The 26,424-nt window shown below is 46.9% G+C and carries 19 protein-coding genes; 7 read left to right on the plus strand and 12 right to left on the minus strand.

What is annotated here, in order from left to right:
- The 5 genes from VIM72_RS11080 to VIM72_RS11100 form a co-directional block, all read right to left on the minus strand.
- A partial coding sequence (locus VIM72_RS11080) for a TonB-dependent receptor (RefSeq protein ID WP_332002900.1) occupies positions 1-2,918 on the minus strand: 2,918 nt, incomplete at its 3' end.
- A 228-nt stretch (positions 2,919-3,146) separates the two neighbouring features.
- Positions 3,147-7,193 carry a hybrid sensor histidine kinase/response regulator gene (locus tag VIM72_RS11085; protein WP_332002901.1) on the minus strand — a complete coding sequence of 1,349 codons (4,047 nt, stop codon included), beginning with the start codon at positions 7,191-7,193 and terminating at the stop codon, positions 3,147-3,149.
- A gap of 72 nt (positions 7,194-7,265) precedes the next feature.
- Positions 7,266-7,796, minus strand: a complete 531-nt coding sequence (locus VIM72_RS11090; protein ID WP_332002902.1) for a hypothetical protein — start codon at positions 7,794-7,796, stop codon at positions 7,266-7,268.
- Positions 7,797-7,800: 4 nt separating this feature from the next.
- Positions 7,801-8,274 carry a sigma-70 family RNA polymerase sigma factor gene (locus VIM72_RS11095; RefSeq protein WP_332002903.1) on the minus strand — a complete coding sequence of 158 codons (474 nt, stop codon included), beginning with the start codon at positions 8,272-8,274 and terminating at the stop codon, positions 7,801-7,803.
- A 73-nt stretch (positions 8,275-8,347) separates the two neighbouring features.
- Entirely contained in the window at positions 8,348-8,878 is a 531-nt protein-coding gene (locus VIM72_RS11100; RefSeq protein ID WP_332002904.1) for a DUF1697 domain-containing protein, read from the minus strand.
- A 22-nt stretch (positions 8,879-8,900) separates the two neighbouring features.
- Between VIM72_RS11100 and VIM72_RS11105 the strand changes: the two genes are divergently transcribed.
- Positions 8,901-9,587, plus strand: a complete 687-nt coding sequence (locus VIM72_RS11105) for an SMI1/KNR4 family protein (RefSeq protein WP_332002905.1) — start codon at positions 8,901-8,903, stop codon at positions 9,585-9,587.
- Here the strand turns inward: VIM72_RS11105 and VIM72_RS11110 are convergent.
- Positions 9,563-10,318 (minus strand): DUF4184 family protein, encoded by a 756-nt coding sequence (locus VIM72_RS11110; protein ID WP_332002906.1) that lies wholly within the window; start codon positions 10,316-10,318, stop codon positions 9,563-9,565. The genes VIM72_RS11105 and VIM72_RS11110 overlap by 25 nt on opposite strands.
- A gap of 160 nt (positions 10,319-10,478) precedes the next feature.
- Here VIM72_RS11110 and VIM72_RS11115 point away from each other — a divergent pair, with 160 nt between their 5' ends.
- Complete coding sequence (locus VIM72_RS11115) at positions 10,479-11,003, plus strand: YceI family protein (RefSeq protein WP_332002907.1); 525 nt, start codon at positions 10,479-10,481, stop codon at positions 11,001-11,003.
- 123 nt (positions 11,004-11,126) lie between these two features.
- Positions 11,127-12,410 carry a DEAD/DEAH box helicase gene (locus VIM72_RS11120; RefSeq protein ID WP_332002908.1) on the plus strand — a complete coding sequence of 428 codons (1,284 nt, stop codon included), beginning with the start codon at positions 11,127-11,129 and terminating at the stop codon, positions 12,408-12,410.
- Positions 12,411-12,476: 66 nt separating this feature from the next.
- Here VIM72_RS11120 and VIM72_RS11125 read toward each other — a convergent pair whose 3' ends face one another.
- The 5 genes from VIM72_RS11125 to VIM72_RS11145 form a co-directional block, all read right to left on the minus strand.
- Positions 12,477-13,064 (minus strand): YceI family protein, encoded by a 588-nt coding sequence (locus tag VIM72_RS11125; protein WP_332002909.1) that lies wholly within the window; start codon positions 13,062-13,064, stop codon positions 12,477-12,479.
- A 31-nt stretch (positions 13,065-13,095) separates the two neighbouring features.
- Positions 13,096-13,530, minus strand: a complete 435-nt coding sequence (locus VIM72_RS11130) for a DoxX family protein (protein ID WP_332002910.1) — start codon at positions 13,528-13,530, stop codon at positions 13,096-13,098.
- Positions 13,531-13,588: 58 nt separating this feature from the next.
- Positions 13,589-14,041: a MarR family transcriptional regulator gene (locus VIM72_RS11135; RefSeq protein ID WP_332002911.1), complete on the minus strand. Its 453-nt coding sequence runs from the start codon at positions 14,039-14,041 to the stop codon at positions 13,589-13,591.
- A gap of 515 nt (positions 14,042-14,556) precedes the next feature.
- Positions 14,557-15,297 carry a 3-oxoacyl-ACP reductase family protein gene (locus VIM72_RS11140; RefSeq protein WP_332002912.1) on the minus strand — a complete coding sequence of 247 codons (741 nt, stop codon included), beginning with the start codon at positions 15,295-15,297 and terminating at the stop codon, positions 14,557-14,559.
- A 66-nt stretch (positions 15,298-15,363) separates the two neighbouring features.
- A complete protein-coding gene (locus tag VIM72_RS11145; RefSeq protein WP_332002913.1) occupies positions 15,364-15,903 on the minus strand; it encodes a DinB family protein in 540 nt (179 codons plus the stop codon).
- Between the two features lie 136 nt (positions 15,904-16,039).
- Here VIM72_RS11145 and VIM72_RS11150 point away from each other — a divergent pair, with 136 nt between their 5' ends.
- Positions 16,040-18,277 (plus strand): alpha-L-rhamnosidase N-terminal domain-containing protein, encoded by a 2,238-nt coding sequence (locus tag VIM72_RS11150; protein ID WP_332002914.1) that lies wholly within the window; start codon positions 16,040-16,042, stop codon positions 18,275-18,277.
- A 426-nt stretch (positions 18,278-18,703) separates the two neighbouring features.
- Here VIM72_RS11150 and VIM72_RS11155 read toward each other — a convergent pair whose 3' ends face one another.
- Positions 18,704-19,078, minus strand: a complete 375-nt coding sequence (locus VIM72_RS11155; protein ID WP_332002915.1) for a transmembrane 220 family protein — start codon at positions 19,076-19,078, stop codon at positions 18,704-18,706.
- Positions 19,079-19,682: 604 nt separating this feature from the next.
- Between VIM72_RS11155 and VIM72_RS11160 the strand changes: the two genes are divergently transcribed.
- The 3 genes from VIM72_RS11160 (at position 19,683) to VIM72_RS11170 (ending at position 26,373) form a co-directional block, all read left to right on the plus strand.
- Positions 19,683-22,919: a TonB-dependent receptor gene (locus VIM72_RS11160; protein WP_332002916.1), complete on the plus strand. Its 3,237-nt coding sequence runs from the start codon at positions 19,683-19,685 to the stop codon at positions 22,917-22,919.
- A gap of 32 nt (positions 22,920-22,951) precedes the next feature.
- A complete protein-coding gene (locus tag VIM72_RS11165; RefSeq protein ID WP_332002917.1) occupies positions 22,952-24,727 on the plus strand; it encodes a RagB/SusD family nutrient uptake outer membrane protein in 1,776 nt (591 codons plus the stop codon).
- 110 nt (positions 24,728-24,837) lie between these two features.
- A complete protein-coding gene (locus VIM72_RS11170) occupies positions 24,838-26,373 on the plus strand; it encodes a VCBS repeat-containing protein (RefSeq protein WP_332002918.1) in 1,536 nt (511 codons plus the stop codon).
- Positions 26,374-26,424 lie beyond the last annotated feature (51 nt).

Below are 26,424 nucleotides of genomic sequence, written 5' to 3' on the forward strand. Positions count from 1 at the left end.
CGCAGGAAAGACGCATCGTTGAGCCAGAAAGTGTTGGCAAAACGGCCGCCGCTTACGGAAGAGGAGGCGCGTTCATCCACTCTCGGGTAAGAGCCATTCGGATTGCTGGGGCTCCAGCGGTTGTCGGCCCAGCTGCTGTAATAGTTACCGATAGTGCCGGATTCAGGAAGCACGTACTGGCTCACATTTGTTTGCCCGGCAAATAACAGCGATAAATCAAATCCTTTGTAATCACCACCTAATATAATACCGTAGGTGATTTCAGGGATATTACCATATTTGGTCCTGATCTGGTCATCTGCATTAATTTGTCCATCGCCGTTAACATCCCTGTAAATCAGGTCGCCCAGTTGCGTACCCGCAGGATGCGGATATTTATTCAGCTCGTCGGCTGTACGGAAAATACCGATGGCATCATACAGCAGGGAAGTGTTCATCGGGCCGCCGGTTTGTCTTTGATAAGACAGGGTGCCGGGGGCTTCATCTATAAAGATGATCTTGTTTTTGGCATAGGTGATGTTACCTGAAATGTTGTAGTGGAAACCGCCACCGGTGGTGTTGTCATATCCCAGGGTCGCCTCAATACCATTGCTGTTCACCTTACCGATATTTTCGGCAGGCACCAGCGGGGTATTTGGATCAAACGGATTCACGATACCTGAAGTTTGCGGCAGCGATGCGTTGCGCTGGGTAAGGATCTTGGAACGCTTCTGCTGGAAATAGATCAACTCCAGGTTGAAGTGCTGCAGGAAAGCCATATTGAAGCCCAGGTCCATTTTCCGGGCAATTTCCCAGGTAATAAACGGATTACCGAGTTTGGTGAGGTCAATGCCGGGAATGATCTGGCCGCCTACTACATATTGGTTAACGAAAGAGTAGTTATCAAAATACTGGAACAGGCCTACGTTGTCGTTACCCAGTGTACCATAGGAGCCACGCAGTTTCAGGTCGTTGATAAAGCTTACGTTTTTAAACCACTCTTCTTTTGAAACGCGCCAGCCGGCAGATACGGAAGGGAAGAAACCATATTGCTCACCTTTAGGGAAGGTAGAGGAACCGTCGTAACGGGCCTGTACTTCCAGCAGGTATTTTTCCATATAGTCGTAGGCAATTCTTCCGAAATAGCTTTTCCTGGTAAAGCTGTAGCTGGTACCGGAATTGTCTTTATCAGTAGCGGCAGATCCTCCCTGCGACATTTCCGGCGTTTGAGGCGTGGGGAAATTCAGGCGGGATGCACCCAGGGTATCCCTGTTGGTTTGGCTTTGCTCATAACCCACCAGGGCGGTTATATTGTGCTGGCCAAAACGGCGGGTAAAGTTCAGTTTGATGTTGGAAGTGATCAGCGACATGTTCCGTTGTTGCTGCGCAAGGGATGCCAGCCCGTTGGAGCCGCCTACCACGGTTTTATCATACGACTGTGTGGCGGCGCTAAACGAATATACTTTATAAGGCGTGCTGAAAACCTTATTGGCGCTCCAGGATTTATCGGCCGATAAGAATCCGTCCAGTGATAACCCTTCCACTCCAGGAATGGCATACGATCCTTTCAGGATACCGTTGAATACCTGTGTTGGGTTGCGGGCGGTGCCACCGGCGTCGGTTACCTGCATGATGGGGTTATTGTTTTCAATACCGGTGGTAGGCAATCCGTTCGGATACCTGTCCAGCACCGTTGGGTAAGCGCGGTAAATACCTCTGAAAATGTCGCCTGCACTGGTGGTAGGATACACGCGGTCTTCCTGGCGGCCGGATAAATACAGGCTTACTTTTAACCGTTTGGTTACATCAGCATCGATATTAGACCGGAAGTTATACTGGTTGTATTTGGTGACCCCGTTCTTATACAACCCGTCCTGGCTGATCATGCCCAGGGAAACGTAGTACTTTACATTTTCACTGCCTCCGTTTACGGAGAGGCTATGCTGGCTTTGAGGGGTCGATTTTCTAAGGGTCGCTGCCTGCCAGTCTGTATTCGGGTAATTTACCGGATCTGAACCGTCACGGAATTTCTGGATTTGTTCATCCGTGTAAAACTGGTTCATGCCACCGGCAGGATTGTTATAATACTGGATCTCGTTCCTGATCTGCGCATAAGTGGCGGCATCGGCCATTTTGGGCAGGCGGCTGGGGGAGGAAAATCCCTGGTTAAAGCTGTAATTGATCACCGGTTTGCCGGTTTTACCCCGCTTGGTGGTGATGAGCATAACGCCATTCGCGGCCCTGCTACCATATACGGCGGCAGATGCGTCTTTCAGTATGGAGATGCTTTCAATGTCATTAGGATCCAGTCGTTCCAAACCGCCTATTTGCCCGGGCACCCCGTCTACTACCATCAGCACGTCGTTATTGCCGGTGGTGGCCAGTCCGCGGATGGTAATGCGGGAGCCATCGTAGCCCGGTTCACCGGAACGGTTGTTGGCAATGATCCCGGAGAAGCGGCCGGTGAGGGCATTCGATACGTTTGGCTGGGGGCTCTGCACAATATCCGCCCCTTTTACAACGGAAATAGAACCTGTCAGCGTAGCCTTCTTCTGGGTGCCATATCCCACTACCACTACTTCATTCACACTTTTGCTCAGTGGCGTAAGCGATATTGTTAAGGGAGACAGGTTCTTCACCGGCACGGTCAGCGCTTCGTAGGAGATATGGTTGAATATCAGGGTATCGCCTGGCGCAGCGTTGAGAGAAAATTTGCCGGTCGCATCTGTAAGAGTGCCGGTGGTTTTATTTTTCACACGTACCGTAACACCGGGAACGGGCTCGCTGGCGTCAGATACTTTTCCCGTAACAGTACCTTGTTGGGCCTGTACTTTCATTCCCATCAGCAATAAAGTGAATGCCAGTAAAATGCAAGGGAAAGGTTGGCTCCGTAATAGGACAAACACCTGACGGTCCATTCCGGATAACATTTTTTTCATAACGTAATAAGTTTAATGAATTGGAAGAGTGGAAAACCCATTTTGGTTGCATGAAGGATGCGTACATCCCTGTCATGATACCCGCAATGTACTATGCCCCTCAGAGATCATAGAGGGGGTAAATCATTTAAAAAAGGGGGTAAAATCGTAAAATATAGCGGGGGGTATTTCCCTGTGCTGATCCGCCAGGCACATTTTTAAACGTTAACCATGGCGGATTACAGGGTTTTACCCCTCACTTTCAGTAACATTGAAGTCCCGGTTAAAAGAATGCCGGTATTTCTTTACATAATCGGAGGGATTCATTCCAAACAACTTTACAAACTGTTCCCGGAAGTATTTTACATCGCCAATGCCTACCTGCATAGCTGCCTGGGTAATGGTGTAATTTTCCTTGAGCAACAGTACGGCAGCTTTCCGGAGGCGGATGGACCGGATGAAGGAATTAATGGTTTGCCCGGAAATGGATTTTACCTTTTTATATAAGCTGGAATGGCTCATCCCTATTTCAAGGGTGAATTTTTTAATGGAGAATTCCTCGTTTTCCAGGTTGTCTTCAATAATTTCTATGCACCGCTTCAGGAAGTCCTGGTATTCGGCTGGCACCTTAATATTGCTGTTTTTCAGGGTAATGCGGTCAAAGAAATACTGCTGCAGCAGGTTACGGTTTTTGATAATGTTATTCACTTTCGCCATCAGCAGGTCTTTGTCAAACGGCTTGGTGATGTAATCATCGGCCCCGCCCTCAAGTCCCCGGAGCCTTGTATCTGCCGCGGAGGAACCGGTAAGCAGGATCACCGGGATATGGCTCACCGTATCCGTTTGTTTGATCTTACTGCATAGCTCCACCCCGTCCATACCCTGCATCTGTATGTCGCTGATCACCAGGTCGGGCATAAATTTCTGGACGGCGGCAAACCCGCTGGTCCCGTTATCGGCTTCATATACAATGAACCGGTCCTGGAATAGCTGCTGCAGGTATTGCCGTATCTCATCATGGTCGTCTATTAACAGGATGGATTTCTTTTCGGTAATTGTAGTGGTAGCGGGCGTGGCTTCGGCTTCCCGGGGTTCCGGTTTGGGTAAAGCTGCCACCGTGGCCAGTTCTTCCAGGAAAGCGGATTTTTGTGGCGTATCTTCCCGCAGTAAGACGCCCTCAAAATGCTGGTTCCCTTTCTTCAGGGTTATATGAAAGGAAGTGCCTTTGTTTATTTCGCTCTGGTAGGTGATAGTGCCATGGTGACTGTCAATAAAATGTTTCACCAGGTATAACCCGATGCCAAAGCCAGTTTGCAATGACTCTTTCCTGACCTGCGCCCGCTGGAACTTTTCAAAGATCCGGTTACCCGCGCCGTCATCTATGCCACAACCGCTGTCTTTTATCATGATACTGATATCCGTTTCATTACCGGATATCTCTAAAGTGATACTCCCGTTTTCAGGAGTAAACTTAAAGGCATTGGACAGGAGGTTAAAGATGGCTATTTCCAGTTTCTCACTGTCGCCATATATTTCCAGTTGCGTATACTGGCATAGGAAGCGGTAATCGATCTGTTTTATCCGGGCTTGCTCAGAAAAGCACAGGTATACTTCTTTACAAAGGTGCACAATATCCAGCCTGGACAGGTTCAGCTGATCGGCCTCCCGGTCGGCCTTGCGGAACAGCAGGAGCTGGTCTACCAGGCTAAGCAGGCGCCGGGCATTGCGGTACACCACGCTCAGATCAGGATAGTCCCTGTTTTGCAGCAGTTCCTTCAGCGGGTTGATGATCAGCGTAAGCGGTGTCCGGAACTCATGGGAAATATTGGTAAAGAAAGAAAGCTTTTTCTCATTCAGTTCCTTTTCTTTTTCATTTTCAAGATGGGCCAGCTTTATTTCATATTTTAATCTCTCTTCCCGCGCCTTATATTTTATATATCCGTAAATAGCGGCCATAATGCTGCTGATGTAAAGGAGGTAAGCCCACCAGGTTCTGTACCAGGGCGGCAATACCACTACTGATATGGTATGGATGGCCTGGCCCCATAGTCCATCGGCATTGCTGGCTTTCAGCTCAAAAATGTAACTGCCTTCCTGCAGATGGGTATAGTTGGCTGTCCTGGTTTGCCCTACATAGTTCCAGTTGTTATCCCATCCTTTCAGGCGGTAGGCATAGCTGATCTTATCAGGCAGGGTATATTCCAGGGCCACAAAGTCAAATGCAATCGTGGCTTTATTGTAAGGCACGGTTATTTCCAGGATCTCTTCCTGGTTCCGTTTAGATACATACTGGTCCTGCTCTGTAACGGAAGTATTATTGATCCTTACAGCAGTTAAAAGAACAGGTGGAATGGTAGTTTGTGTGTAGATACTATCCGGATAAAATATATTGAATCCTTTGATACCGCCAAAAAGCATTTCCCCGGATTGTAATTTCAGGGCGGCATTAAAACTAAACTGGTTACTCTGGAGCCCATCGGAGGCGGAGAAATTACGGAAGCTCTTTTTCTGCGGGTCAAACCTCGATAACCCGTTAAAAGTGCTGAGCCAAAGATTACCGTTTTTGTCTTCCAGCATTCGCAGGATGGAGTTACTGGGAAGCCCTTCTGAAGTGGTGAATCGTGTATAATTTCCGTTTTTCCGGTCAAATCGTAATAGTCCGCCGCCATCGGTACCTATCCAGAATACTCCGTTCCGGTCCTGGTGGATGGAGCGCACAGTATACCCGATGTTAAAACGCTGGTGTTGTTTCCGGTCGCGGTCTATACGGATAAGGGTGGAATAGTTGCCTCCCCACAGCTGTCCGTCCTGGTCTTCTCCCAGGCATTGCAGGTTCACCAGGCTGCTGTCAAAAAGCTCAAAGCGGTTTTGCTGCCGGTTAAACCGGTACAGGGTACCATTGTTGGTAGTACTGGCCCAAACCTGTTGCTGCCGGTCTTCATAAACCAGCCATACATTGTTTTCGGCGGCCCGGGTGTAGGGGTTAAAACATACAAATTGCTCAAAGGAGCCGGTGGCCGGGTGATAGCGGTTTACGCCGCCAAACCAGGTGGAAATCCAGAGATCCTGCCCGGCATCCTGTACAATGGAGGTTATAAAATTACTGCTGATACCTGTTTTGTCGTTCCCGTTATGCTTGTAGGTAGTCCAGCTGTTATTCTCCCGGTTCCAGTATTTAAGTCCGCCGCCATCGGTACCTATCCAGATGTTCTGGTGTTTATCTTCACAAAAAGAGAATATAAAATTTTCCACCACCCGGGCAACAGGATCGCTGTTGGGGACATTCAGTTCAAATGGGTTGGGTTTAGGCTCCACGATATTGATACCGCCGCGTAGGGTACCAATCCACTTCCGGCCCTCACGGTCTTCATAAATGGAGTACACGGCGTTGCTGCTCAGTTGTTGTTCGCCTGCGGAGGCAAAGGGGGTGGCGGTGCTGTTTAGCGTATTTACCAGGTAAATACCGTTACCATCGGAGGCGCACCACATAATACCGTCGTTACCAATGTACAGGTTCACCATCTTACTGTTTACGGGCAACACATTCCCGGTGTATTTGCCGGTGGATGGAACATAACGGAATATGCCGGTATCTGTTCCCAGCCAGATATTGCCTGCCTGGTCGGCAGTAAGACAGTTCCCCCTGGTAATATCCCTGTTGATGATAGTTAACTGCTGCCTGGTAATGTCGTACCGGCATAAGCCTATATCCTGCACAAACACCCAGGCAGCAGTACCGCTGAATTCAATGGCGGTTACTTCATAACCGGTGATACCGCCCCGGTTTGTTGTTAAAGGAATCTGTTTACCGGTGGTTTGCTGGTTGTTGAACAGCAGTAAGCCGCTTTTTTCTGTGCCTATTAAAATGTTGCCGGCTTCATCTGATTTAATGGTATGTGTATTCTCACTGATGATACGCGCCCCTTTGCTGTTAAGGGGAGTATAACGGGGTAACGAGAACTTTTCGTCTACCGGGTTAAACACACAAACACCTCTGCGACCGCCCACCCAAAGCTGGTGATGGATATCGTCTGCCAGGGTATATACGCCGTTGTCTACGAGGGAAGTGCTGTCGTTGATTTTATTACGGTAGATCCTGAATTTGTATCCGTCAAACCTGTTCAGCCCATCATAAGTGCCAAACCACATAAACCCTTTGTGGTCCTGGTATACGCTGAGAACGGCATTGTTGGAAAGACCGTCTTCAATACCCAGGTATCTGATGGGATAATTGATAGCGAAGCTATCTCCCGTTATAATGATCAACAGTAATATAATGTAATAGATTCTCCTCACACGGTGCATAGGCTCATTTTAACAGCTATAAAGCTATTATTTCTGCCAGAGATTACCACCAATAAAATCTTTTTATGGGTTTAATTCTTCTATGGTTTGCTTCACCCGGTAAATTCTCCCTGCCCATATTTTCCATTGAAAATACGCCTGCGCCACAATAATAAGTAGGAGCGGGATCATCAGCAGGGACTTCTGTTGTGTCCATTGGACACTTAAAATGAAGAAGGCAAAAATACCGGCAAAGGCAAGGATTTTTGTGAAGATGGAAATCACGGCGTATTTCCTGATGTGCTGTAATTTTTTCCGCATGCTTTCCAGCAGGTTATGCTCTGCAGCAGGATAACGGGCCAGTACATAGCCGGTAACGCTTTGGGCAAGCATGCACAATACAGAAGCAACCAGCAGCAGGTTCAGGTAAAAAGGTTTTTGGTCGCCGTCAAAAAAATCATAATACACGATGAGGAAAATAGTGTAACCGGTAGCTTCCAGTATTACCTGTTTCCTGATGTCTTTTAATACAGGAGAAGTATGCCTGCTGATAATATCGGTAATGTTGCTGCTGGGGGTGGGAGTGCTGTCCCAGGCTGATTTTAAAGGATCCATATAATTATAATTTTAAAATATTTTTGATCTTGCTTTTAATTCTGTTGAGTTTCACACCTACATAATTTTCATCAATCCCGATGATATCGGCAATTTCCTGGTAGCTCATATCTTCCAGGTATAGCGCGATGATGGCTTTTTCTGCGTCGCTCAGCTGCCTGAGCGCGGCAAAAAGCTGGTCTTGCTGCACGGACGTAGCCTGGCCGCCGTTATCAGGTATATCAGGTAAGCTATCTGTATAGGTAATGCGGGGCTGTTTGCGCCGGAAATCAGCCAGTGCGGTATTGAGCGCCACCCGGTAGATCCAGGTGCTGATGCGGGCATTGCCTGCAAACGAAGGGTACGATTTCCACAGCTGGTAGATCATTTCCTGGAACAGATCCTCCCTGTCTTCCCGGCTGTCGCGGTACAGGCGGCACAACTTATGCAGGATGCCCTGGTGCTGCTGTATCGTTTCGGAAAATGTGGATGGGTCCATACCGTTTATTTACCAGGGTTAGTTGCATTGCGTGGAAAAAACTTACAGTCTCACAAAAAATATTTTTCGATGCCTACCAGATCACCTTGTTCACCGTTGCCCAGTTGCGGGTGGTGCACGGTATGCCCAGCTTTTTTTCCAGTCGCGCAATCACATCAAGGGGCTTTAATTCCAGGTTTTTCCTGATCAGGGTATATACTTCCCGGTTGTTCATATGCAGGGTTTCCGCGGCAGATTGCAGCGAGGCTATTACCTGCGGCGCATGCGGGCCTGCATCGCCGGAAAGGAAAGTGATGTATACCTGTGTGGTTTTATCCGGAACTACGCCGGGGAAGGGAGTGTTTTTTACCACGTTTTCCAGTTCGGATACCTGCCGGATAATGGTGGGTACTTCAAAGCCATAAGTGGTTAACAACAACTTCTCTATTTTCTCAGACAGTGCGGTAACGTTATTGCTGCGGGAAGCAAACATTATATTTCCACTCTGTATATAGGTGCTTACATTGTTGAAGCCTGCCGTATCCATGAGCTGGCGCAGGTGCTCCATCTTCACGATCCTTTTTCCAACGTTCACCGCCCTTAAAAATGCAACGTATCTGGTCATATGGTTTTCAACTTTACTTTGTATGTTTGTTATCATGCACTATTTACAGATCATTCGCAAATTATACAACTTACCGGAAGATGCCAATCAGGGGTATTCGGAAACAGAAATAGCTGCTCTGGAAAACCGTTTAAAGATTCAGTTACCGGCAGCCCTGCGCCAATATTATCTTACCATAGGTAAAAACAGGATGGTGAACGATAGTTTTAACCGTTTAACTTCCCTGGGAGAAATTGGATTTTCGGAAGATGATCACCTGGTCTTTTATGAAGAGAACCAGGCGGTGGTATTATGGGGTATTGAAAAGGCCGACCTTGGCCTGCCTGATCCACCGGTATATGGTACTTACGACAGCGCCCGGAAAGAATGGTTTACTGATGCAGATACCACCGAACATTTTTTATTATCGATGGCCTGGTGGAACGGTGCTTTAGGCGGACTTACCTACACTGCTTTTACCGACCTGGAAGAGGATCTTACACCGGAACGTATCGCCCTTGTTACCGCCAACTGGCAGGAACAAACCGGTATTTCCAACCAGTTGCTGCGCTTTTTTACCAACGATTATGAAGATATCCTCGTATTCACTACGGAACAAAACGGGCAGGTGAATGGTATTTATATCGGCACTAACCGGGAGGAGAAATACAATACTATTATGAGCACGCTGCAAATGGAATGGAGCTACCGCATCGACCGGGATGAATAGCTAACCCACCAATACCAACCAACAGTAAGCAGTAACCCATAGAAAACGCCACCCAATGCAGTGGCGAGGTAATCCATGCGTTTACAGTCGATATGATGGAAATGCTCATTCAGCAATAACACCAGCCCGCTTGAAACAGTCAGTATGATCCAGAAACGGGCTTTCAGCCGCAGCGATACTTTAGGGAGGTTATTAACTCTTGGCAATTTCAGGAAGAAATACAGCATCACCAGCAAACCGGCTACAGAACTGAGGTATTGCATCAGGTACCACATTTTCATTTGATGACTACCTACTGTAATATCTCTTTGTAAAAAGTGTATATGTGACACAAATCTTCCTTCCTGATGTGTGAATGCATCCAGGAAGAAATGGGTAAGCACGCCAATCAGGATGGAATAGATCACTACAGCGTAATGTTCACGGAAATAGGCGTCCCAGTTAAACGGCCTGAACAGGTATAAGCGGTCGCTGGCCCAGGCAGGCAGGTAAGGAACCACTACGGGTTTTACAACTCCATGGTAGAGATATGCCAGCAGGATGGCTAACGGTAAGTCATATACGAAAATTCCCCACCATTGATGTCCGCCATTGAAATAAGGATTCAGCAGGATGAAGTACAAAAAATCAGGGACCATACTGCCGATAATTAAACCGGTTGCTGACAGGTATTTGCGGGAGGTATTTGTAAAGGGAACAACAATCGCTGCGTGTGATATCGTAAATGGCATCTTAGGGAATTGTTGTATAAATTTAATTGAATTTTAATAAATCTTATAACGAAATGTTAATGTTATAATCGTCCATCATTTCCGGTAAAATGTCCAACGCTGTTGCCATGATTTACACTTATTTTTATTAAGTCTTTGAAAACATAAAAAACAATGTGCTATGGCAAACTGGAAAATTGATGAATCACACAGCGAAATAGGATTCAAAGTTAAACATCTCATGATTACAAACGTGAGTGGATATTTTACCCGTTTTACCGGGACCATTCAAACGGAGAGCGACGATTTTCATGACGCGACGATCTCCTTTGAAGCAGCAGCGGATAGTATTGACACACAGAACAAGCAACGCGACGAACATTTACGCAATGGTGAATTTTTTGACGCTACCAATCACCCGAAGATCAGTTTCGTCTCTAAAAAAGTAAAGAAAATAGACGATGAGAAGTACAAGTTACTTGGAGATCTGACGATCAAAGGAGAAACGCATCCCATCGAACTGGATGTACTGCATGGAGGGGTAACTGTAGATCCATACGGGCAAACGAAAGCAGGCTTTGCACTCAAGGGCCGGCTTCACCGGGCGGATTACGGTTTACGCTGGAACGCCACCACTGAAGCAGGCGGAATTGTACTTAGTGATGAAGTAAAACTTAACATGGAAATACAACTGGTGAAAGAATAATTTTTCACCCGAAGGAGAGAAAGGCCGCGGAGAAGAAGGATTTCCTTTCTTCTTCGCGGCCTTTTTGTTAAAAAAGGAAAGCTAACGCCTATTGGCTATCTTTGTGCTTTCCAATAGCAGCACATGAAATTTGAACAGTATAATATCTCCCCGGAAATAAAGGAAAGTTTAGCAGAAATGGGCTTTAAAAAGCCTACAGATATACAGTTTAAGGCCATTCCCTCCATTCTCAACGGGGATGATGTAATGGCCGTTGCGCAAACCGGTACCGGTAAAACGGCCGCTTTTGCCATTCCCATTCTGCACCGCCTGCAGCAACAGGACCGCCGCTACAGGAAGGGCAAATACGAAGTGAAGTGCCTGGTCATGGTGCCCACCCGGGAGCTCGCTATCCAGATCGCAGAAGTTTTCCAGTCCATCGCACAGTATACTGACCTGTCCATCCTTGCCCTTGTAGGAGGGGTAGACCAGGGACCGCAGATCAAAGTACTGGAAAAGGGCGTGGATGTGCTTATTGCCACGCCAGGCCGCATGTTCGACCAGATCAACCAGGGGCATATTGACCTCAGCCAGGTTCAGATCCTCGTGCTTGATGAGGCCGATCATATGCTGGACCTGGGCTTTATCCGGGATATCCGCGATGTGATCAAGCATATTCCACGTGAGCACCAGACACTTTTTTTCTCCGCTACACTGAACAAAGACATAAAAGACCTGGCATATTCCGTAGTAAATAATCCTATCCGCATACAAATATCTCCCAAAGATCCTGTTGCTAAAAACGTAAGTCATGCGGTTGCTTTTGTGGAAATGGATGATAAGCGTTTCTTCCTGGAACGGCTGATCAAAGAGTTTCCCGAAAGCAAGATCCTTGTATTTGTGCGCACCAAAGTACGTGCAGAACGGGTAATGGCGGCTATGGCCCGTATCGGCATCAAATCCCTTACCATGCACGGTGGGAAAGACCAGGGCGACCGGCTGGATGTGATGGCGGAGTTCAAAAAAGGCGATATCAAAGTACTTATTACCACAGATGTAAATGCACGTGGTATTGATATCCCCAATGTTGATTATGTAGTGAACTACGACTTACCTGATGTGCCGGAGAATTACGTGCACCGCGTAGGCCGTACTGGTCGCGGTGTACAGAAAGGCCAGGCTGTTTCCTTTTGTAGTACCGAAGAGAAACCCATTCTCGATGAGATCCAGCAATTCCTCGGTAAAAACATTACCGAAATGAAGATCAATAAGGATGATTACCGGGAAACCATCAGCTTTTCAGAAGATATTCCCAACGATAACTGGCAATTATTATTGGATGAACATAACCGGGAAATGGAACAGCTGCAGAAGAAAGTGAAGAAGAGAGCGGCAGCAAATGTGAAGAAGAAGGCGAAGAAGAAATAAACAAAAAAGCGGTCCCGGCTTACACCGGGACCGCCATTCAAACACACTATCTATCTAAATCCCTAACTACTGTTTTACTGCTTCCAGGTTTACAGTGATATCAACTGTTGGTGCCACTGCCCACACGCCGGAAGGTAATTTGTCTGCATATTTTACACCGAAATCAAGACGGTTAATAGTAGTTTTTGCAGTGAAACCTGCTCTTCTCAAACCCCATGGATCTTTAATCACACCGTTGTAAGTAACGTCGAAGGTTACACGTTTTGTAGTATTACGGATAGTAAGGTCTGCCAACAATGCATATTTATTTCCTGATACTTTTTTCAAAGACACACTTTTCAGGGTAATGGATGGGTATTCAGCCACGTTAAAGAAGTCGTCTGTTTTCAGGTGCCCGTCGCGCTGATCCACACCGGTGGAAATGCTGGAGGCGTCTACCGTGAAATCTACTTTTGCATTCTGGAAGTTAGTGCTGTCGGCAGTTTCAATGGTGCCATTGAATTTAGTGAAGTGGCCCTGAACATAGCTCAGGCCTAAGTGCTTCACGCCAAAAATGATGCTGGTATGCGCGGGGTCCGCATTCCATTTTACCTGTGCAAAGGTAGCGATGCTGGCGAGTACCAGGAGGGTAGTGAAAAAGAAACCTTTTTTCATGATTGTTTTTTTATTGAATTTAGTTAATTGTTTATTTAGAAAGCTGACGGTCAACAGACCAGCGTCCGGCGCCTTTGATGATCAGGGCAATGTTGATACCGATTACCAGCAAATGATATTCAAATCCTTCTCCTGCCTGTGTGCCGCCCCAGTTCATAAAAAATCCATTGGCGGAGTGAATATTCATGGCCACCAGCATGATCACGGTGAGCATCGCTGCCCATATCCTGGTGGTAAATCCGAAAAGCAGCAGCAGGGAGCCGATGCTCTCGGTAAAAATGACAAGAAATGCAAGGATAGATGGTGTACCCTGGGAGGTAAAGTAACCCATGGTGGCTTTAAATCCGTAGCCGCCAAACATGCCGAGTAATTTCTGTGCGCCATGTGGCAACATCACCAGGGCCACGGTAATACGGATAATAAAGGAAACGAGATTGTCGTCTGTACGAAGTATTCTTTTGAACATAAAGGTATTATTAGCGTTTGTACTTTTATTGTATATACAAGTGTTAGGGTAAAAAAAATCAGCTACGGAGCTTATCCAGCAATTCGTTGATGGTCTTTACTTCCGCAACAGTGAGCTTTTTCGATATTTCCTTATCGCTTTCATCCATCAGGGGATCCAGTTCCTTTAACAGGGCCTGTCCTTTTTCGGTGATCTCAATTTCCACTTTCCGGCGGTTACTGTCGCACTGCTTGCGGGTCAGTAATCCCTTTTGGCGCAGCTTTTCCACTAGCCGGGTGGCGTTGCTCATCCTGTCCATCATCCGCTCCTGGATATCCAGCAGGTTTAACGGCCTTGGACTGCTTCCGCGGAGTATCCGTAATACATTGAATTGCTGGGGCGACAGGTCGTACTGCTTCAATATCTGTGAAGTCCATACTTCCAGCCAATTACCTGTAAATATGATATTCAGCATGGCTTTCTGGTATTCGTCCTTAAACCGGGTCTGCTTCAGTTCCTCTTCCAGTTTCATAATTACATTTACAACTGTTGTTTATACAACAAAGGTAGGTGTATTTTTCATATTCCCAAATTTTTCTTGTCCGCCTTCGGCGGGAAATTGTCTTGGAGCAGGATGATGATGATTATAATGATTTGTTTGATTTTTTTAATAAAAGTAAAAGGAGATAAAAGCGAATATTTCACTTTATCTCCTTTTACTTTATTATAACGGCTATTGCCTTCAACAAGATGAGCCTATCTCAGGCTCATCTCTTGTTTTGCCTGATTTTTATTTTTAAAGGGAGACATAAATATGTCCCTCTTTATCGTCCTTAATCCTTTATAACGGCTATTGCCTTCCCTGAATTATACCGGTTCGGGATTATGTTGATTTTCCTTTTTTTAAAAAAAGGAAAACATCAGCAAGATATCCGCTTCTATCTCCCTTGATCATTATAAAAATCCCCAATGATCAAATCAGACAAATCATTATAATCATCATCATCCTGCTCCAAGACAATTTCCCCGCCGAAGGCGGGCAACCACCTAACTATTCAGCCCACCGTCGATTGTCAGCGCAGAACCGTTGATAAACCCGCTTTCCGGCCCCGCCAGGAAGCTCACCAGGTCGGCAACGTCAGTAGCGGTGCCATAGTGGCCGAGTGCAATATGCTGACGCTGATAATCTGCATGGGGGCCATCCGCCGGGTTCATGTCTGTATCTACTGGTCCGGGTTGTACCAGGTTGGTGGTAATGCCCCTGGATCCCAGGTCGCGGGCCAGCCCTTTATTGAATGCCGTAAGGGCGGATTTGCTCATACTGTATAATGTGCCTTTCGGTCCCACCACACGGTCGGCCATACAACTGCCGATAGTGATGATCCGGCCGCCGCTGCCCATATGACGCGTAGCCGCCTGCGTGGCCACAAATACAGCACGGGTGTTTACGGCCATGGTATGCTCATAATCCTCCAGGGTATAATCGGAAAATTCTTTCATTACTGCAGTACCGGCGTTATTAACGAGTATGTCTATACGGCCATGACTGTTAACGGTATGATCCACTGCTGCAATCACTGCGTTCACATCGGCGCTGTCGGCCGCCACGGCGGTGGCCTTTTGCCCTTTGGCAGTTAACTCTTCCACGAGCGCCGCTGCCGGTGCAGCACTTTTTACATAGGTAAATACCACCGTGGCGCCTTCTTCTGCCAGACGTTTTACAATAGCGGCGCCCATACCGCGACTACCTCCTGTAACCAGGGCTATCTTATTTTCCAGACGTTTCATAATAAATGATTTTATGCTGGCAAAACTAGACCGGTTAACTCATGTAGAGAAGAGGAGTGATAATTGTTAACTACTAACTTTCATGTTAGAATTGGGCTGGAGGTACTTTTCATGGAGTATATTCAGATGGTGTGCCTGGTGCCCCGCTATAGCAAATCCAAGTGCAAGTACCGAAAGTTCCGTTTTCCAGCTTATGCCGGTTCTCAACAGCGCCGCTTCCGAAAAATTGTTGAACTGCATAATAGTGGCATTGCGCACCGCTTTCAGCTCCGCGAGTATTTCTGCAACGCTCCGTTCATCTATTTCCGCATTGCCGGCATAATCATCCTGCTCCATTCCCGGAGGCACCTGGGTGTCTTTCCGCGCAAATAACAAAGCACGGAAAGAAAATACCCGCTCTGTATCGGTAATATGCTGAAGTACATTCTTCAGGGTCCATTTGCCTGGCCCATAGGCGTAGTTACCCAATGGCTCCAGCGCTGCTGCATCCAATCCGTTCAGCGTTTGCAACGATTGCTCCAGCGCAGTTTTAAGGTCTACATCCGGTACAAGATTGATATAAGTAGCGTAATATCCCGGATCCGGTTTGATAGCGTTTTTTTTCATCTGGTGAGTTTTATGGGAGGATGAATATACGAACATTTTCCGCCGGCGGCAGGCTGGTTCACAACACTTATTCATCTTAATAATATATTTAATATATTTGTATGCGATATATCCTGACTACCTACAATCTCCTTCTATGAAATACCTGTTAAGATGCCTGCTGTTGCCGGCACTCATGGGATTAGCCACCGCCCTGCCAGCACAGGAAAGGAAAGGTGATATTCCCTCCCGTTGGGACGCCCGCTGGATTACTCCTGGCGATGCTTCCCCTTCTGCATACGGTGTATTCCTTTTCCGGAAACAGTTTCAACTGCTCAATTATTCCGGTCCCTTTATTATTCACCTCTCCGCGGATAACCGTTACCGTTTGTATGTAAACGGGCGGCTCGCCGGCATGGGGCCTGCACGATCCGACCTGGCCAACTGGTATTATGAAACTATCGATATCAGCGCTTACCTGAAATACGGGGCGAATGTTATTGCCGCAGAAGTAATGAACTTCGGCCCGCATATGCCGCGGGGCCAGTTCAGCAACGGAACGGGCCTGCTTCTCCAGGGACATACCCCAAAAGAGGCGGCTATTATCAACACCGGAACAACTTCCTGGAAGGTAATGGAAGATGAATCGGTACATCCTGTACCGGTAAAAACAGGGGAAAACACTTTCTATGGCGCCTACCCCGGAGATAGCATCACTGCACAGTATCATCCCTGGGGTTGGGAACAGCCTTCATATAACGATAGTGCCTGGGAGGCTGCAACAACTGCCGCCGGGGTAGCCCTGCAAGGTCATAGTGCAGGTAACTGGCCTTTACTTACGCCATCGCCTATTGGGCGCTTACACCAGGAGCGGCAGTCGTTCGCAGCTATTGTTCCACAGGAGGGCGCAGCTGCAGGTATTGCATTACTGAAAGGCACGGGACCACTCACTATACCGGCTAAACGAAAAGTAACGTTGCTGCTGGATGCAGGGCAGCAAACTACCGGCTTCCCTGAAATGCTGATCAGCGGCGGACTGGAAGCAGTGGTCACTGTTACCTACCGGCCGGCATATACCAGCAGCATAGTAATAAAGGATGTAATACTCCCGGATGGGGGCGTCCGCCGTAAATTCGCTTCCTCGGGGTATAGGAGTTTCAGGTATGTGCAACTGGATATCGAAACGGGCCGGTCGCCCCTTACATTGCTCGATTGCTACAACGTATATACGCAGTACCAGTTGAACGACAGGTCGGCTTTCAGTGCGGGCGCCATGGCCGATTCACTGTGGGCAGCCGGCAAAAGAGCGGCACTGACCGGTGCGCAGGATAACCTGTACAATGATCCTTTCAGTGAACAGCTGCAATACATACAGGACGCCCGTATCCAGGGACTTGCTGTCAGTTTTTTTTCAGGAGATGACCAACTGTTCAGAAATGCGCTGGTGCAAACGGATCAGTCGCGCATTCCGGAAGGGCTGGTCCGTTCCCGTTACCCATCGAACGACCGCCTGGTATCGGTAACGGATGCACTGGCATGGATCGGCGCTGTTCAGGATTATTTGCTTTACCGCGCGGATAAGGAATTGGCGAAGCAATGTTTTCCCGGTATACGCAGCATCCTCGATTGGGTGGACCGCTACCAGGACCCTGCTACAGGGCTGCCCGGCAGTATGCCATACAACGATAGCGTGGGGTTGTCGCCCGCTACCGGCCAGTATCTGTATGCACTCCGGCAGGCAGCTGTTATTGCAGGCTATTGTGATAAAACAGCTGATTCACTAACCTATACGCGCACGGCCGATAAACTGCGGGAAGTATGGTACCAGCAATGTTATGATGCAGGGAAAGGGCTGTATGGAGAAACGGCAGCAAAGAAAGCATTTTCCCGCTATACCAATGCCATGGCTATATTGGCGCAGGCAGTACCGCCCCGGCAGGTGAAAAACGTGATGCAGCGTTTACTGGCTGAAAAAGCGCCGGGGGAAGAATCGTTGCGTGAGAAGTATTATATTTTTAGAGCGATGCAGGAAACAGGTGTTACCGAAACTTTTCCTGCTGAATTGCAGTCGCTCGCAACGCTCCTGCAGCAGAATAATGCCACCGCATACCAGGCAAACGCTGCTGTGGCCAATCTTTTTTTGCTGGGCATTACTGCCGGCATACAACCGGCCTCTTACGGTTTCAGAACGGTATTGATTGCACCGGATCCCGGCGCTTCGCCGCAGGTAGAAGCTACCATGGTGCATCCGGATGGTTTAATAGAAGTAGACCTGGCGTTTAAGAATAATCGTGTAACCGGCACCGTTAGGGTCCCGTTCGGCATCACCGGCAAATTCCGCTGGCGTGGTAAAGAGATCACCTTGCATGGTGGTCCGCAGGATATTTCGCTTTGATCGCCTTCGGCGATTTAGATTGTCTTGGAGCAGGATTACGCTGATTATACTGATTAGTTTGATTTTTGTTTGAGTTTATTTTTGATTTTGATTTTTTTGAAAAGATAAGGGGAGACAGAAGCATAACTGCTTTTATCTCCCCTCATTATTTTATAAAATCCAAAAAGTAAAAATCAGGCTAATCAGTATAATCAGCGTAATCAGTGTTCCAGGACAAATTCCGCTTCTATCTCCTTAATCCTTTATAAAATCCCCAAAAAATAAAATCAAACTAATCAGTATAATCAGCGTAATCAGTGTTCCAGGACAAATTCCGCTTCTATCTCCCTTAATCCTTTATAAAATCCCCAAAAAATAAAATCAAACTAATCAGTATAATCAGCGTAATCAGTGTTCCAAGACAAATTCCGCATCGCCGAAGGCGATCTACGCCCGCTTTCTCTTCGCGTAAAAATAATTTATCCCCAGTGCGCCAATGCAAATGAACAATCCAAAGAATTCCCGTGTTTCTTCAATCCAGGGTTTGGTGGCTTTCATGGTTTCGGCAAGGTTCTCTGCATGGTGTTTGGTGAACCAGTCTTCCACACCGTTCTGGTCAAAGAATTTATATATGGCGTAAGCCAGGTACACCAGTATACCGGCAATATACCATTTCGGGTAAAAGCGGTTACGCGAAGCTAGCAGGCAGAGCACGGCGCTGTAAAGATAGATGGGCATCCATACGTAAGGATCAGGATCATTGTACTGCAGGCCTGCAAACAAAACAAACATCAGGCAAAACACAATATTCAATATTTTCATGACGCAAAAATTAGGGCTTAAACATACACAAAAGAATTTCAAAAGCATATTCCCTTGTATTATTTTATCCCGGCAGTGTGGAATAGTGGAATGACAGCCTGTAATTTTGTCACTTTTAAAGAAAATGTTAAAAGATCATTTGTTTGGGCTAAAATAATGTTATATATTCGGTTCATTACATCGTTCCACGTGAGAACCAAAATCTGAGATTGAAATGTTTGTTACTAGAGCAAAAGATTCTCACTTATTTATTAATTAACTATTGTATTGAGTTCGCTATCGTAAACAATTAAACAATAGTCGAATGACCTAAATCAGCTTGACCATTAGCGTTTGTTACGTAGTTTAATTCATTCATTTAAAATTATAGTTTTTATTTAACTGTTGATCGGACACTATTTTCTTTTTTGACGCCGTGTAGCGCATCATGCACGGGTGATAAAAACTAATGCTTTGTATTTATTGAAAATTAACCTGCTGTAAAAATGAAATGCAGCGGGAAGGTACTCTGTATGCAAAGTTGTGACTGTTCAATAAGGTGAAATATAGATAGGAATCCTTATTTACTAACAATTTTTCTTAAACGTTTCCCTTAAATCACGTTATGAAAAAGCAATTTTACCAGGCACTCGCTGCACTATGCGGCCTCTTGTTGCTATTGGCCGGCAACAATGTATCAGCACAAACAAAAGTTACGGGTAAAGTAACCGACAAAGCCTCAGGCAATGCGCTGCCAGGCGTTACCGTGTTTGTGAAAGGCAGCAACCGCGGCACCGCCACAGATCCGTCCGGAACCTTTTCCCTTATGGCTAAATCAGGTGAAACACTCGTGTTCTCTTTCGTAGGTTATGACCCGTTGGAAACAGTTATCGGATCCGGCCCGGTAAACGTTTCTCTCAGCGAAAAAGTAGGTTCGCTGGAAGAAGTAGTAGTCACCGGTTATGCCAGCCAGAAAAAGAAAGACCTTACCGGTTCGGTATCCATTGTAAAAGTGGAAAACCTTACCAAACAACCTACCTCCCAGATAGCCAACCAGCTACAGGGACAAGTATCGGGCGTTACCATCCTCGGCTCCGGCCAGCCCGGCCAGGAACCGCAGGTGAAGATCCGTGGTGTAAACACCTTCGGAAACAATACACCCTTGTACGTAGTAGATGGAGTGCCCATCTCCAATCTTACTGACGTAAACCCTAACGATGTACAAACCATGCAGGTACTGAAAGATGCAGGCGCTGCCTCCATCTACGGTGCCCGCGCTGCCAACGGCGTTATCATCATCACTACCAAAAGAGGAACCGGCAAAGTAAAGGTTTCCTACGATGGTTATTATGGTACACAACGGCCCAAAGGCGGAAACGTATGGAACATCCTCAGCCCGCAGGAACAGGCCAACCTGAAATGGATGGCCATTGCCAATACAAAACCAAATCCGGTATATGATGATGAACAATACGGCTCCGGCGCCACACCGCGCCTGCCTGATTATATTGCCCCACAGGGCGCTATGGAAGGAGATCCCGGAACTGATCCATCTACCTATTTCGTAAACCCGAACTATAAGGTAGCCAGCGATGTGGATGCATTTCACCGTATCGTAAAAGCTAACAAATCCGGCACCGACTGGTTCCATGAAATATTTAAACCGGCTCCCATCACTAGCCACAATATCTCAGTAGCAGGTGGCGGCGATATCGGCAGCTACTTCTTCTCGTTTTACTACTTTAACCAACAGGGTACTTTAACCAATACTTACAATAAACGTTATGCAGTTCGCGCTAACAGTACCTATAATGTCACCAATAACATACGCGTAGGCGAAAACCTGGAATATTCCCTGATCAATAACCCACAGATCGGCGCGCTCACCGAGGGTAGCGGTATTGGTATGGCTTTCCGTGAAATGCCTATCATTCCGGTACATGATATTAAAGGGAACTATGCAGGCAGCTTTGGTAAAGGTTTGGGTAATGCCCGTAACCCCGTTGCCATCCAGGACCGCTTCGGTACCACTAAAACACTGGCTAACCGCCTGCTGGGCAACGTGTTTGCAGAAGCAGACATCCTGAAACATTTCACTCTCCGCACCAGCTTCGGTGGTGAAATCTATTCCTTCAATAATCATAGCTTCACTTTACCTGAATACGAAAACGCTGAAAATAATAAAGTGAATTCGTACACGGAAAATTCAGGAACCGGTTACGATTGGACCTGGACCAACACCCTCACCTATCACCAGAACTTTGACAAGATACATGACCTCAAAGTATTGATAGGCACAGAGGCATTCGATAACCAGGGCCGTACCGTAGGTGGTACCAGCCTCGATTATTTTACCTTTGATCCTGACTTCACCAACCTCAGCACAGGTAGCGGAACGCCTACCAACTACAGCGGCCGCTTCTCTGATGGATTGTTCTCCCTCTTCGCAAGAGTAGACTATTCCTATAAAGACCGCTACTTATTGGGTGCACTGATCCGTCGTGATGGTTCCTCCCGGTTCGGTTCCTCTAACAGGTATGGTAACTTCCCCGCAGTAAGTGCTGCATGGCGACTTACACAGGAAGAATTCATGAAAGGTATCAGCTGGCTCTCCGACCTGAAGATCCGTGGAGGATGGGGTATCATGGGTAACCAGATCAACGTAGATCCGCAGAACTCCTTCACCGCTTACGGATTTGAAAAAGGAAATTCCTTCTATGACCTGAAAGGTACCGGTAACTCCATCATGCAGGGATTTTACCGTACCCGTATTGGTAACCCCAACGCAAAATGGGAAAGCAATGTGAACGCTAATATCGGTATAGATGCAACCCTCTTCAAAGGCGCACTGGAAATAACAGCAGACTACTACCGTAAAGATGTAAGAGACCTGCTGTATAACCCCGAATTACCCGGTGTTTATGGCATTGCCAACGCCCCTTATGTGAACGTGGCGCAAATGAAGAACAAAGGGTTCGATTTCTCCGCCACCGCTAACCTGAATCTTACCAAAGATCTTAAGCTGGATCTGAACGGTAACCTCACTACATATAATAATGAGATCGTTAAAATATCAGATGCTGCTCCTTATTTTGACCAGGAACAACGCAGGTTTAATGGAACCTTCATTATCCGCAATGCCATTGGACAATCTATCAGTGAGTTTTTTGGATATAAGGTAGATGGATTCTGGAACAGCCAGGCAGAAATTGATGCAGCAAACGAGGCTACCCGGAAACAATATAACGATAACTCACTGGTATACCAGACAGACACCAAACCTGGCCGCTTCAAATATGCCGATGTGAACGGCGATGGCAGGATCACGGAAGCCGACCGTACTTACCTCGGTAATCCTAATCCCAAATTCAGCTATGGCCTGAATATCGGTCTTACTTATAAAGCCTGGGATTTCAGCATGTTCCTGTATGGCGTACAGGGCAACAAGATCTGGAACCAGGTAAAATGGTGGACTGATTTCTATCCTTCCTTCGAAGGTGCAAAAAGCAAAACAGCATTGTATGATTCCTGGCTGCCAACCCGTCAGAACGCTAAAGCGCCTATCCAGGAAACATCCCCGTCTTTCAGCACCTCCAACGTACCTAACTCATACTTCGTTGAAAACGGTTCTTACCTGCGTGCAAAAAATATCATGCTGGGATATACTATCCCCAGCAATGTGCTTAGTAGAGTGGGTATCACAAAATTCAGGGTTTATGCGCAGGCTGCTAACCTGTTTACCATCACCAAATATTCAGGTATAGATCCTGAAATTACCGGTGGCACCAGCAACTTCGGCGTAGATGAAGGAGCTTATCCTAATCAACGTCAGTACCTGCTCGGTGTGAATGTAACATTCTGATAATTTTTTCCTGAAAAGCAAAATTGAGAAAAATGAAAACATTACGATATTTAAGTGCAATACTTGCGTTGATAATAGGAATCAGTGCCTGCAGCAAGAGCTTCCTGGAACGGGGGCCACTTGGTTCCCTCAGTGATGAAATCGTAGCAAATAAAGCCGGTATCAACTATTTGCTGATAGGCGCCTATGCGTCGCTCGACGGACAGCAAACTGCCCAGGCTGCCCTCGGTGGCGGTGGCCCCTGGGAAGCCTCCCCAACCAACTGGATCTATGGCAGCGTAGCCGGTGGCGATTCACACAAGGGCAGCTTCAGTGGCGACCAGCCAGGTATAGATCCTATCGCAAAATTTACAGTAGATCCAAGTAACGGTTTTTTCAATACCAAATGGAGAGCGGTATATGAAGGCGTGATCCGCTGTAATACTGTATTGGCAAAAATTCCGCTGGCAACAGATATGAGCGATGCGGAAAAAACACAGGCAGCAGCAGAAGCCCGTTTTCTTCGCGGCCACTACTACTTTGAATTGAAAAAAATGTTCAATAAAGTACCTTATATCACAGATACCACTCTTGAAGTGCGTATTAAAAATGATAAAGATATCTGGCCCTTTATTGAAGCCGATTTTAAATTCGCTACGGATAACCTGCCTGCTACACAAAGCGATGTGGCAAGGGCTAATAAATGGGCGGCCCAGATCTACCTGGCCAAAACATATCTTTATGAGAAAAAATACACGGAAGCAATGCCGCTATTCGACCAGGCTATCGCTTCCGGCGTTACCTCCAATGGCCTGAAGTATAAACTTACAGACAGGTTTGAAGACAACTTCGATGCTGCTACAAAGAATAACTCAGAATCTGTATTCGCTATCCAGATGACCGCAAACGATGGTACCAACACCATCGCCAATGCAAACCAGGGAGAAATGCTGAACTTCCCATATAACAGCCCCTTCGGCTGCTGCGGATTTTATCAGCCCACCCAGGACCTGGTAAACTCTTATCGTACAAATTCCACTACCGGCCTGCCCGACCTCGATACCTGGAACGATAACCCGGTAAAGAATGATCAGGGTATCGTTTCCACAACACCATTCACACCGGAAACAGGTACACTGGATCCTCGCCTCGACTGGACCGTTGGCCGCCGTGGAATACCTTATCACGACTGGGGAAATCACCCGGGCGCCAACTGGATCAGGGACCAGGCTTACGCAGGACCTTATGCGCCAAAGAAAATGGTATACTGGCAGTTTAACCAGGACAAATACAAAGATGCACACTCCTGGGCGCCGGGATCTGCTATCAACGTATTGCTTATCCGCTTTGCTGATGTGATCCTCATGGCTGCTGAATGTCACGCCCAAACCGGCGACCTGCCAGGAGCTACTGCCCTGGTTAATCAGGTTCGCGACAGGATGATCAACAATCCTCAATACTGGCTGCATAAATACCTGGACGACAGCAAACCAATGTTAGGGTTTGATCCTACCAAAATGGCTGCGAACTACAAAATAGGCAGGTACACTGCTACCTTCAGCAGCAAAGATCAGGCACTGAAAGCCATCTATTTTGAACGCAAACTGGAACTGGCTACGGAAGGTCATCGTTTCTTCGACCTGGTACGCTGGGGTATCGCAGATGTAGCGCTGAATGCCTTCATCCAATACGAATCAGGCATCACCACCGACCTGAGAGGCGGGCATTTTACAAAAGGTAAAAATGAATACTTCCCAATTCCTCAACGCCAGATCGACCTCACTATGGTAGGAGGGGTAAGGGTACTGGATCAGAATCCGAATTACTAACAGCTATATCTGTCGCTTTTTTAATTGTAACGAATGCAGCGGATCTTTTCGCTGCATTCGTTTTTATATAACATTTTAGTACTTTACAATGCCCGTTAAAATATTCACCGATGACCAATCAACCAATGAGTAACCGGAATTGTCTTGCCGCGCTGTTTTTCATCACCACCTGCTTTGTCATCGGTATCAGCTGTCACACCCCTACAAAGGAAGAAAAAGGGAAAGCGCTGGCAGATAAATATTGCTCCGGTTGTCATTTACCCGTAAATGCAGCACTGCTGGATAAAGAAACCTGGCTGAAACATGTATTGCCTGCTATGGCGCCTAAACTGGGCATAAAAGTATGGGGAGAGAATTCCTATTACCCGCCCATGCCGGGCGATAAACCAGGGCTTATTTCCATACAGGATTGGGAACTGCTGGTGGAGTATTATAAAAATACCGCCCCCGATAAGCTACCGCCTGCAAAAGCGCCGCAGCCGCTGCAACGCGACTGGTCCATTTTTACAGCGAAGTATCCCGTACTGAAAGATACCATCCCCGTGGCTACCACCATGGTGGCATTTAACCCGGATAACGGCCATCTTATGACCAGCGACGGGCTCACCAATACCCTCACGCAATGGGGCCAGGATTTACAAACCGTTAACATCCGTAATTTGCCATCTCCCGCTGTAGACATACTCTTTGTAAAAGATACTGCCGGGCAGCAACAGGCCATCCTTACTGAAATTGGTAACATGAGGGCCCTGGATGCGCCTGCTGGCATTATTACCAGCGTGCAGCCCAACGACCCGGAAAGCAGGCAGCACGACCTCATGGCCTTCCTCAAACGGCCGGTACAAACCCTGCAGGCGGATTTTGATAAAGATGGTCTGCCCGATCTGCTGGTATGCGCATTCGGTCATAACCAGGGTGGCCTGTACTGGCTGAAACAGTTGCCGGATCATAGTTACAAACAGTTCCCCATCTGGGAAGTGCCCGGCGCTATCCATGCGGAAACAGGCGATTTTAACCACGACGGCTATACGGACTTTATGGTATTGTTCGCCGCCGGTGATGAAGGGATCTGGTTATTTGAAAATGATAAAAAAGGCGGCTTCGTATCTACCAACCTGCTGAGATTCCCACCACTCAATGGTTCTACCAGTTTCCAGCTGGCCGACTTTAACGGCGATGGTAAACCTGATATACTATATACCTGTGGAGATAATGCAGATTTTTCCATGGTACTTAAACCTTACCACGGATTATTCGTCTACCTGAATGACGGAAATAATAAATACCGGGAAGCCTGGCATTACCCGGTGAATGGCTGTACAAAGGCAGTGGCAGCGGATTTTAATAAAGACGGTAAAACCGATATTGCTTCTATCGCCTTTTTTGCTGATTTCAGGCATCAGCCAGGAGAGAAATTTATTTTCTTTGAAGGTGGAAGTAAACCGCTTACATTTATTCCACATTCGCCACCGATCGATAAAGAAGGCAGATGGATCTGTATGGATGTAAAGGATTATGATCACGATGGCGACCTGGATATTGTACTAGGAAACTACGCACAGGGGTTTATCATACTTGATGATTATAAGGCTGACTGGAAAGAATATCAGCCTTTTATAGTATTACAAAACAATATTGCACGTTAAATGCAACGTAAAAATCGTTTGTTTATTTGGAATGAAAGGAGACAATATGTA

It is taken from the genome of Chitinophaga sp. (assembly GCF_036569185.1).
Taxonomy (GTDB): Bacteria; Bacteroidota; Bacteroidia; order Chitinophagales; family Chitinophagaceae; genus Chitinophaga.

Bases quoted from the DNA above. Each gene is read 5' to 3' on its own strand.
- VIM72_RS11140 (WP_332002912.1), bottom strand. From the start codon at position 15,297: ATGAAACGTCTGGAAAATAAGATAGCCCTGGTTACAGGAGGTAGTCGC.
- VIM72_RS11100 (WP_332002904.1), bottom strand. From the start codon at position 8,878: ATGACCAGATACGTTGCATTTTTAAGGGCGGTGAACGTTGGAAAAAGG.
- VIM72_RS11150 (WP_332002914.1), top strand. From the start codon at position 16,040: ATGAAATACCTGTTAAGATGCCTGCTGTTGCCGGCACTCATGGGATTA.
- VIM72_RS11110 (WP_332002906.1), bottom strand. From the start codon at position 10,318: ATGCCATTTACGATATCACACGCAGCGATTGTTGTTCCCTTTACAAAT.
- VIM72_RS11145 (WP_332002913.1), bottom strand. From the start codon at position 15,903: ATGAAAAAAAACGCTATCAAACCGGATCCGGGATATTACGCTACTTAT.
- VIM72_RS11125 (WP_332002909.1), bottom strand. From the start codon at position 13,064: ATGAAAAAAGGTTTCTTTTTCACTACCCTCCTGGTACTCGCCAGCATC.
- VIM72_RS11120 (WP_332002908.1), top strand. From the start codon at position 11,127: ATGAAATTTGAACAGTATAATATCTCCCCGGAAATAAAGGAAAGTTTA.
- VIM72_RS11095 (WP_332002903.1), bottom strand. From the start codon at position 8,274: ATGGACCCATCCACATTTTCCGAAACGATACAGCAGCACCAGGGCATC.
- VIM72_RS11160 (WP_332002916.1), top strand. From the start codon at position 19,683: ATGAAAAAGCAATTTTACCAGGCACTCGCTGCACTATGCGGCCTCTTG.
- VIM72_RS11165 (WP_332002917.1), top strand. From the start codon at position 22,952: ATGAAAACATTACGATATTTAAGTGCAATACTTGCGTTGATAATAGGA.
- VIM72_RS11135 (WP_332002911.1), bottom strand. From the start codon at position 14,041: ATGAAACTGGAAGAGGAACTGAAGCAGACCCGGTTTAAGGACGAATAC.
- VIM72_RS11170 (WP_332002918.1), top strand. From the start codon at position 24,838: ATGACCAATCAACCAATGAGTAACCGGAATTGTCTTGCCGCGCTGTTT.
- VIM72_RS11155 (WP_332002915.1), bottom strand. From the start codon at position 19,078: ATGAAAATATTGAATATTGTGTTTTGCCTGATGTTTGTTTTGTTTGCA.
- VIM72_RS11115 (WP_332002907.1), top strand. From the start codon at position 10,479: ATGGCAAACTGGAAAATTGATGAATCACACAGCGAAATAGGATTCAAA.
- VIM72_RS11105 (WP_332002905.1), top strand. From the start codon at position 8,901: ATGTTTGTTATCATGCACTATTTACAGATCATTCGCAAATTATACAAC.
- VIM72_RS11130 (WP_332002910.1), bottom strand. From the start codon at position 13,530: ATGTTCAAAAGAATACTTCGTACAGACGACAATCTCGTTTCCTTTATT.
- VIM72_RS11090 (WP_332002902.1), bottom strand. From the start codon at position 7,796: ATGGATCCTTTAAAATCAGCCTGGGACAGCACTCCCACCCCCAGCAGC.